At 47.2% G+C, this 1404-nt stretch carries 2 protein-coding genes; both read right to left on the minus strand.

The window, feature by feature from the left end:
• Positions 1-469: BglG family transcription antiterminator (locus tag ACWHAR_RS21320; protein WP_452087748.1), on the minus strand; the 469-nt coding region annotated here is incomplete at its 3' end.
• A gap of 185 nt (positions 470-654) precedes the next feature.
• On the minus strand, positions 655-1404 hold a 750-nt coding region (locus ACWHAR_RS21325), incomplete at its 5' end, for an aldo/keto reductase (RefSeq protein ID WP_452087749.1).

A 1404-nucleotide genomic window follows, 5' to 3' on the forward strand; every position in this document is an offset into this window, starting at 1 on the left:
TCGCATTCTCCGGCCCTAGGAGCTGGATGCCAAAACCTCTTTTGCGGATCAGTGTCAGTCCGAAGGGAGAAATCCACTTCTCGAGCTCATCTAAGTCATAGCTGACCGTGGCATTCGTCACCTGGAGATCATGAGCAAGCGTGTACAGTTTGACGGGCTCCTGAGACTCTAATAACGAACAAAGAATGAGCAGTTTCCGTTCGTCGGCGCTGTATTCATGCTGTTCATATGATAAAACAGTAAGCAGCTTTTGTTTATCCTCGGGACTTCCCACTGCCTTCAACCCTTTACCGGGCTGTTTATCTAACGTAAGCCCCACGGTTTCCATCAGCGGTTTAATTGATTTGAGTTCCCTGTGAATGGTTCTCGTGCTGACTTGCATCAGCTCAGCAAGCTCAGTTACGGTTATATATCTGTTTTGTAATAATAAGTGCTTTAACAGCTTTTGTTCTCTGGCAGTCATATACATAAAAAAGACCTCCTAGACTATCTTGATGTGCGGATGAAGTCGCAAGGAGATGCAGTAGAGGATATAGAGAGGTTTCCTTTTAATATAAAACGCTTTCAAGAAAGAATCAATCACTTATAAATGGTAATTTGGCACTAAGCGGTGTGACAATATTGAAAAAGCATCAGCTGGTAAGCTGATGCTTTTTATGGAATATCGCAACCCTGTACGGCTGTAAAAATGCGGAACCATTGATCCTGGTCAAGCTTGTATGACAACGCATTTATCGCGGCGGAAATCCGCTCGCGCTTTCCGCTTCCGACAATCGGCATGATGCCGGCCGGATGCGTGAACAGCCATGCGTACATGACCTCGTCCAATGAAGCAGCGCCGATTTCCCCTTGGACGGATTCAAGCGCCGTGCGGACACGCTGGTCTTTATCCGTGTTTCCAGTGAATACTTTGCCGCCTGCCAGAGGCGACCAAGCCATCGGCGGAATCCGTTTTTCCTGACAGAGGTTCAAAGTGCCGTCGAGCACATTTTCTAATTCATAAGCGGAAAGCTCAATCTGGTTGGTCACGAGCTTCTCGGGCAAATACGATTCCAGCATCCGATACTGGTGATCTTTAAAATTTGAAACGCCAAAGTACCTGACCTTGCCAGAGCATTTCAAGGCCTGAAACGCCTCTGCTACCCCCTCCGGATCCATGAGCGGGTCCGGTCTGTGAATCAACAGCACATCGATATAATCCGTCCTAAGGTTCATAAGCGATTGCTCAACGGATGCCAAAATATGCGATTTGCTTGTGTTATAATGATGCGATCTGTGAGCGGGCCGTTCAGGCGATTCAAGAACGATACCGCATTTTGTGACCAGCTCTATGTTTTCTCTTAATCCAGGCGAAAGGGCAAGGGCGTTTCCAAACAGCTTTTCGCACGTATAGCCTCCATAAAT

It is taken from the genome of Bacillus sp. LR--39 (assembly GCF_053613335.1).